This is a genomic window from Stenotrophomonas sp. 2YAF22 (assembly GCF_052114665.1).
Classification (GTDB): domain Bacteria; phylum Pseudomonadota; class Gammaproteobacteria; order Xanthomonadales; family Xanthomonadaceae; genus Stenotrophomonas; species Stenotrophomonas indicatrix.
Map to the genome: position 1 here is coordinate 1 of NZ_JBFRFE010000170.1, position 7,064 is coordinate 7,064.

Sequence of the window (7,064 nt, forward strand, 5' to 3'; positions counted from 1 at the left end):
GGGGGCTTGGCCGCGGCATCCATGCCGCGGACACCCCCGCAACCGGACCCACCCCGCCTTCGACRGATCTCCGCGATCTGTCGGAATGGCATGGSCTGCTCTTGGTAGGTGTCGACCTTGGTCGACACAGTAGATCCACGCCATGCGTGGATGAATCCAAACGTGCCGACCAAGGTCCGCACCTACCGGGTCAGAGGCCCTGCATCAACGCCATCTGCGCCGAATGCGGGGCTTCGTCGTGGGCCGGTGCGCGCTTGTGGTAGATGCCTTCGGCATCCAGCTCCCAGGCGTTGAGGTTGTCGTCCAGGTAGTTCTGCAGCACCTCGCGGTACACCCGCTTGGCCAGCGCCGGGTCGAGGATCGGGAAGCAGGTTTCCACCCGGCGCAGCAGGTTGCGTTCCAGCCAGTCGGCGCTGGCGCAGTACAGCTCCGGTGCGCCGTCGTTGCCGAACCAGTAGACCCGGCTGTGTTCCAGGAAACGGCCGACGATCGAGCGCACGCGGATGTTGTCCGACACGCCCGGTACGCCCGGGCGCAGCGTGCAGGCGCCACGGATGATCAGGTCGATCTGCACACCCGCCTGCGAGGCGGCGTACAGCGCACGGATCACCTGCGCTTCGTTGAGGGCGTTCATCTTGGCGATGATCCGCGCTGGTCGCCCGGCCGCTGCGATGCGCGTCTCGCGCTCGATCCTCGCCAGGATCCCGGTGTGCAGGGTGAAGGGCGACTGCAGCAGGCGCTTGAGCTTCATCTTTGATGCCAGCCCGGACAGCTGCTGGAACAGCAGGTGCACGTCGTTGCCGATGTCCGCATCGGCGGTGATCAGGCTCAGGTCGGTGTACGCGCGCGCGGTACCGCTGTGGTAGTTGCCGGTGCCAAGGTGCACGTAGCGGCGCAGCTTGCGGCCTTCGCGGCGCACGATCAGCAGCATCTTGGCGTGAGTCTTGTAGCCGACCACGCCGTACACCACCTGCACGCCGGCTTCCTGAAGCCGATCGGCCAGGCCCAGGTTGGCCTCTTCATCGAAGCGCGCGCGCAGCTCGACCACCACGGTCACATCCTTGCCGGCGCGTGCGGCCTGGATCAGCGCGTCGACGATCAGCGAATCCTTGCCGGTGCGGTACAGGGTCTGCTTGATCGCCAGCACGTTCGGATCCAGCGCGGCCTGACGGATCAGGTCCAGCACCGCGGCGAAAGCGTCGAAGGGGTGGTGCAGCAGCAGGTCCTTGCGCGCGGTGGTCTCGAAGATGCCATCGCTGTCGCGCAGGGTGCGCGGTGTCATCGGTGGATACTTCAGGTCCGGCTGGGCGATCAGGTCGTACAGCTGGATGATGCGGTTGAGGTTGACCGGTCCGTCAATGCGGTACACCGCGTTCTCGGTCAGGCCGAAGTTCTGCAGCAGGGTGCGGACGATGTCGCGCGGCATGTCGTGGGCGATCTCCAGGCGCACCGCAGGGCGGTAGCCACGGTCCACCAGCTCGTCGCGCAGGGCCAGCGCCAGGTTCTCCACTTCCTCCTCATCCACTACCAGCTCGGAGTTGCGGGTGACACGGAACTGATAGGCGCCCAGCACTTCCAGGCCCGGGAACAATTCGTCCACGAAGGTGGACAGCACCGAGGACAGGAACACGAAGTTCTGCGGGCCGCCGAGTTTTTCCGGCAGCTGGATGATCCGCGGCAGCGAACGCGGCGCACGCACGATGGCCAGGTGGCCGGTGCGGCCGAACGCATCGGTGCCCTTCAGCACCACCACGATGTTCAGCGACTTGTTGAGGATCTTCGGGAACGGATGCACCGGATCCAGGCCCAGCGGCGACAGCACCGGCATGATCTCGTTGCGGAAGTAGGCGCGCAGCCAGCGCTTCTGGCGGTGGGTCCAGGAGTTGCGGCCGAGCACCCCGATGCCGGCCTCCATCAGCGCCGGGCGCAGCGTCTGGTTCCAGCAGCGGTACTGCTGGTCCACCAGCTCGGCGGCGCGCTCGTGGATGGCATTGAGGATGGCCTGCGGACTCATGCCGTCCGGTGCCGGCGGCAGGCCGAACTCCTGTGCATGGCGGACCGCGGCGGCACGGATCTCGAAGAATTCATCCAGGTTGGTGCAGGAGATGCACATGAAGCGCAGGCGCTCCAGCAGAGGCACCTGCGGGTCCATCGCCTGCGCCAGCACGCGGAAGTTGAAATCAAGCTGCGACAGTTCGCGGTTGATGTACAGCGCCGGGTCGCGCAAMGGATCGCTGTCCGTGCTCACGGGGAGGGGGAGGGATCCGAGGCTGCTCATGGCGTCATTCTTCGAAGGAGGTCAGGGGGGCGGACTCACGCGGTCGCACGTGGTCGGCATCGAAATGGCAGGCGAACACCGAGCCCTTGCCGACCTCGCTGTCGATTTCCAGGCGTGCGTGGTGCAGACCGAGGATGTGCTTGACGATCGACAGGCCCAGGCCGGTGCCGCCGCTTTCGCGCGAGCGGCTGCTCGAGACGCGGTAGAAGCGTTCGGTCAGGCGCGGCAGGTGCGTGGCGGGAATACCGTAGCCGGTGTCACGCACCGCCAGCACCACGCCGTCGCCCTCGCGTCGGAACTCCACCGCGATGCGGCCACCGGCCGGGGTGTAGCGCACCGCGTTGGTGACCAGGTTGGAGAACGCGCTGTGCAGTTCCTTGGTCGAGCCCTGCAGGTCCACGCCGGCCAGGTCGTCGATGCTGATCTGGTGGCGGCCCTGGCTGTGCGCTTCGGCTTCGCGGCGCAGGGTGGCCAGCATGGGCTGCATGGCCACCGTCTCGGCCTCGCTGTGTTCCTGCGATTCGAGCCGCGACAGGGTCAGCAGGTCCTCCACCAGCTGGGCCATGCGCTGGCTCTGCTTGCGCATTTCTTCCAGCATCGGTCCGGTTCCCGGGAAATCCTCCGGGTCCATCATGTCCAGGTAGCCGTGGACCACGGTGAGCGGGGTGCGCAGCTCATGTGAAACGTTGGCCACGAAGTCGCGGCGCACCTGTTCCAGGCGCAGCAGCTTGCTGACGTCACGGGCGATCAACAGCCAGTAGTCGGACGAATAGGGAATCAGGCGCAGGTTCAGGCGGATCGCAGGATCGACCGGCGAGGGCACGTCCAGGATCGGTTCGGCATTGCGGCCACCGGCCAGCCAGTGCGCCAGCGGCATCGGCTGCAGGCGTTCGACCAGGGCTTCACCCAGATCGCCCGGATGACGCAGGCCGAGCAGGGCCGTGGCCGCTTCGTTGAACCACTGCACGCGCTGGCTGTTGCGGTCCAGCACCACCACGGCGTCGGGCAGCGCGGCCGCTGCGGCGCGATAGCTGCGCAGCATGTCCAGCAGTCGCCGCTTGCGCACGCGCATCTCGACCTGGTTGCGGTACAGCAGGCGGTCCAGTTCGTTCCAGACGCCGGTGCCTTCGGCGGCGGTATCCCAGCGCTGGCGCGCGGTCAGCCGGCGCAGCACGCGGCGCAGCCGCCAGTAGTGCCAGACCAGCGTCGCCAGTGCCGCCAGCGCGATGCACAGCCACAGGTGGCCAGTGAACCAACCGACCAGACCGGCCAACAGCAACACGGTGGCCACGGTGGCCAGTGTCTTCAACCAGGCAGAGCGGATGTGGCGGGGCATTGCGGTCTCGTCGTGGGTTGCGGCGGTTCACGCAGGTGAACCGGAAGTTATAGCAGAGTTGCCGACGCCGGCACGGTGGGGTGCACGGCGCCGGCACGACGAGGCTCAGGTTGCGGTGGAGAAGCGGTAACCGGCGCCGCGCACGGTCTGCACCATGTTCTCGGCGTTGAACGGTTCCAGCGTCTTGCGCAGGCGGCGGATATGCACGTCGATGGTGCGTTCTTCCACATACACGCTGCCGCCCCACACGTGGTCCAGCAACTGTGCGCGCGTATACACGCGCTCGGGGTGGGTCATGAAGAAGTGCAGCAGGCGGTACTCGGTCGGGCCGATCGGCACCGGCTGGTCGTTGGCGAACACGCGATGGGCGGCACCGTCGATGCGGATCGCACCCACCGCCACGCTGCCGTCCTCGTCATCGTCGCGGGCGCGGCRCATGACCGCGCGGATACGCGCCAGCAGTTCGCGCGCCGAGAACGGCTTGACCACGTAGTCGTCCACACCGGCTTCGAGGCCGCCGACGCGGTCGTTCTCTTCGCCGCGCGCGGTCAGCATGATGATCGGCACTTCGCGGGTGAGGGTTTCCTTGCGCCAGCGCCGGGCCAGGTCCAGGCCGCTGGTGCCGGGCAGCATCCAGTCCAGCAGGATCAGGTCGGGGACGCGGTCGGCGATGGCGGTCTGGGCCTCGCGGGCGTCACCGGCGTGGACAGGTTCGTAATCGCCCTTGCGAAGGGCGAAGGCGACCATTTCGCGGATCGCGGGCTCGTCATCGACGATCAGGATGCGTTTCTGCACGAGGGCACCGTAGGGCTCAGTTACTGGAGTGGTGCCAGTAGACTACGGTTTGATGACATGTTTGTGACTGCCTGGCCGGCATCTGGCATTGCTGCCATCTGCCGGTCATGCCGCACTCAGCGGCGGTCCAGATCCGGGTCCTGCACGCCCTGCCGGCGCAGCTCGAGCACGGTGGGCGTGATCGACTCGATCCGCGCATCCACCCGGGCCCGACCTACATAGTCCAGCGCGGGGTTGCGCTTGAGTGCCTGCAGCTGCATCAGGGCCTGTTCCGGGCGCCCGCCCAGGAACGCCGCCTCGGCATAGGCCTCGCTGGCGCGGACACTGTCGCCGGCCAGTTCACTGGCGCGGGCGTAGCGCTGCTGGAAGACCGGATCGTTACCGCTTTGCGACAGCAGGGGGCGCAGCATCGCCTGCGCGCGCTGGCCCGCGGCCTGGCCTCCTTGCTCGTTCAGGATCTCGGCGTAGGTCAGGGCCACCGGCCGGCTGTTGGGGTGTTCGTGCAGCAGCTGCTCGAAGCGCGCATTGGCCTGGGTGGATTGTCCGGTGCGCGATTCCGCTTCGGCCAGGGCCAGGGCGACCCACAGGCTGTCCGGGTGGGTCTTCAGCAGGTCGGTGAGGGTCTGCCGGGCCTGGCTGGCACCGCTGCGGCCACCGCGCATCGTGGCCAGCGCTTGGCCATAGCGCTGGGCGTCATCCAGGCCGTCCTTCTGCCTCCGCGCAAGATCGGCGTACTCGCGTTGCAGGTCGGCCGGGCTGTCGGCGCTGAGCACGCGCAGGCGCTCACGGGCCCAGTTGAAGTCGCCACTGGCGCCGCGGCTGAGCTGGCCGATCGGAACCCGCAGCACGCTGCCGGGCAGCAGCGGGTTGATGCCACGCAGCAGCGGATCGCCCAGGGTCGGGTCGGCGGGATCCACCCGCTCCTTGCGCTCGCCGCTGGGCGTACGCGTGGTCAGCAGCACCGTGTCCTTCTTCATCTGTTCGGCGCGGGCCTTGGCCTCGCTGATGCGGGTGGTGTTGACCGGGTGTGTGCGCAGGAAGTCCGGAACGCTGTAGCCGCCATCGTTGCCGCGCATCGCCGAGGACATGCGCTCGAAGAAGCCGGCCATCGCATCCACGTCGTAGCCGCTGCGCGACAGCGTGCGGATGCCCAGCCGGTCGGCCTCCGATTCGTTTGAGCGGGTGTAGTCGATCTGCCGTTGCTGCATCAGGCCCATGCCCGAGCTGATCGCGGCCATGGTCGCGTTGCCCGAGGACGAACTGTTGCTGGCCTGGGCGGCAACCACTGCCGCCAGCATGCCCAGCAGGATCGGGATCTGGTCGCGCTGGGCGCGCTCAACCCCGCGCAGCACGTGCTGCTGGGTGACGTGGGCGATTTCGTGGGACAGCACCGCCGCCACCTCGTCTTCGCGCTCGGCCGTCAGCACCAGGCCGGCATTGACGCCGATATAGCCGCCGAGGGTGGCGAAGGCATTGATCTGGCGGTCCTTCATCACGAAGAACGTGTAGGGCTGGCGCGGTTGGTCGCTGTTGGAGCCAAGGCGGGTACCCATGGTCTGCAGCCAGTCGTTGACCAGGGGATCGTCCAGCAGGTAGCCATAGTTGCGCAGCTCGCGCAGCATCATCGCGCCGTACTCGGCCTGCCGGGCCGGGGTCAGCAGTTCGCCCGCCGAGGAGCCGATGTCCGGCAGCTTCTCCTGGGCCTGCGCCAGCGGGGCGGCCAGGGCCAGGGTGAGGGCAGCGGTGAGCAGCAGGGGTCGCAAGCGGTCGGTCCTCGGGCAGGGTCTGCCCAGCGTGGCAGGGCAGGGGGCAACCATTCGTTAATCAATCCACAGTGTTGCGGGCGTGGCGTGGAAATTCCAGCGCACCGGTACCATATATGGACCGTCGATCCATCGTGGAGTTTCCCGTGACAGCCCAGTCCTCCGGCGCTACCCCCGCCATCACCATCTATTCCACCGCCGTCTGCCCGTACTGCGTGGCCGCCAAGAACTTCCTCAAGAGCAAGGGCCAGCAATGGACCGAGGTCCGCATCGACCTGGACCCGGTCGAGCGCGAGAAGATGATGGCCAAGACCCGCCGCACCAGCGTCCCGCAGATCTTCGTGGGCGACGTCCACGTTGGCGGCTACGACGACATGATGGCCCTGCATCGTGAAGGCAAGCTCGAGCCGCTGCTGGCCGGGCAGGGCCAGGCATGAGCGCGGCCGACGACGGCAGCAAGGACCGGATCGCCGAGTTCACCGACTTCCGCAAGCGCATGAATGAACGCATCCTGGGCGAGCCGAACCAGGTGGTGCGCCGCTTCTTCGCGCTGGATACGCAGACCTACCAGGCCGGCGCGCTGGACGTGAAGACCAAGGAGCTGCTGGGCCTGGTGGCCTCGATGGTGCTGCGCTGCGACGACTGCATCAGCTACCACGTGGCCCAGTGCAAGGACGCCGGCGTCACCCGTGAGGAGTTCTTCGAGACCTTCTCGGTAGGCCTGGTGGTCGGCGGCTCGATCGTGATCCCGCACCTGCGCCGCGCGGTGGACTTCCTCGACCAGCTGGAAGGTGGCGCCGCCGCCCCGGCAGCGCACGAGCACTGAGCCCGGCCGCTACCGCGAACCGGGCTCTCTGGTAGTGCCGGCCGCTGGCCGGCACCCGGTGGACCC

Annotated in this window: 6 protein-coding genes; 2 read left to right on the forward strand and 4 right to left on the reverse strand. The window is 67.6% G+C overall.

Annotation, left to right across the window (positions count from 1 at the left end; genetic code table 11):
• Positions 1 to 190: 190 nt before the first annotated feature.
• The 4 genes from ppk1 to AB4Y84_RS08890 all read right to left on the reverse strand — a co-directional run bounded on the left by ppk1 (position 191) and on the right by AB4Y84_RS08890 (position 6,226).
• Positions 191 to 2,278 carry a polyphosphate kinase 1 gene (gene ppk1 / locus AB4Y84_RS08875; protein WP_312785686.1) on the reverse strand — a complete coding sequence of 696 codons (2,088 nt, stop codon included), beginning with the start codon at positions 2,276 to 2,278 and terminating at the stop codon, positions 191 to 193.
• Between the two features lie 4 nt (positions 2,279 to 2,282).
• A complete protein-coding gene (gene phoR, locus AB4Y84_RS08880; protein ID WP_442243929.1) occupies positions 2,283 to 3,614 on the reverse strand; it encodes a phosphate regulon sensor histidine kinase PhoR in 1,332 nt (443 codons plus the stop codon).
• A gap of 105 nt (positions 3,615 to 3,719) precedes the next feature.
• Positions 3,720 to 4,409, reverse strand: a complete 690-nt coding sequence (gene phoB / locus AB4Y84_RS08885; RefSeq protein ID WP_442250014.1) for a phosphate regulon transcriptional regulator PhoB — start codon at positions 4,407 to 4,409, stop codon at positions 3,720 to 3,722.
• A 116-nt stretch (positions 4,410 to 4,525) separates the two neighbouring features.
• Complete coding sequence (locus AB4Y84_RS08890) at positions 4,526 to 6,226, reverse strand: M48 family metalloprotease (RefSeq protein ID WP_193601141.1); 1,701 nt, start codon at positions 6,224 to 6,226, stop codon at positions 4,526 to 4,528.
• A gap of 92 nt (positions 6,227 to 6,318) precedes the next feature.
• On the opposite strand from AB4Y84_RS08890, the gene grxC reads away from it, so the two are divergent.
• Both grxC and AB4Y84_RS08900 read left to right on the forward strand, forming a co-directional pair.
• A complete protein-coding gene (gene grxC / locus AB4Y84_RS08895; protein WP_442243928.1) occupies positions 6,319 to 6,609 on the forward strand; it encodes a glutaredoxin 3 in 291 nt (96 codons plus the stop codon).
• The gene (locus tag AB4Y84_RS08900; protein ID WP_005408260.1) at positions 6,606 to 6,998 is read left to right on the forward strand and encodes a carboxymuconolactone decarboxylase family protein; all 393 of its coding nucleotides are present in this window, start codon (positions 6,606 to 6,608) and stop codon (positions 6,996 to 6,998) included. The genes grxC and AB4Y84_RS08900 overlap by 4 nt, the downstream gene beginning before the upstream one ends.
• The last annotated feature ends 66 nt before the right edge of the window (positions 6,999 to 7,064 follow it).

What these genes read in the sequence shown, in the direction of transcription:
- phoR (WP_442243929.1), bottom strand. Translation starts at nt 3,614, where the DNA reads ATGCCCCGCCACATCCGCTCTGCCTGGTTGAAGACACTGGCCACCGTG.
- AB4Y84_RS08890 (WP_193601141.1), bottom strand. Translation starts at nt 6,226, where the DNA reads ATGGTTGCCCCCTGCCCTGCCACGCTGGGCAGACCCTGCCCGAGGACC.
- AB4Y84_RS08900 (WP_005408260.1), top strand. Translation starts at nt 6,606, where the DNA reads ATGAGCGCGGCCGACGACGGCAGCAAGGACCGGATCGCCGAGTTCACC.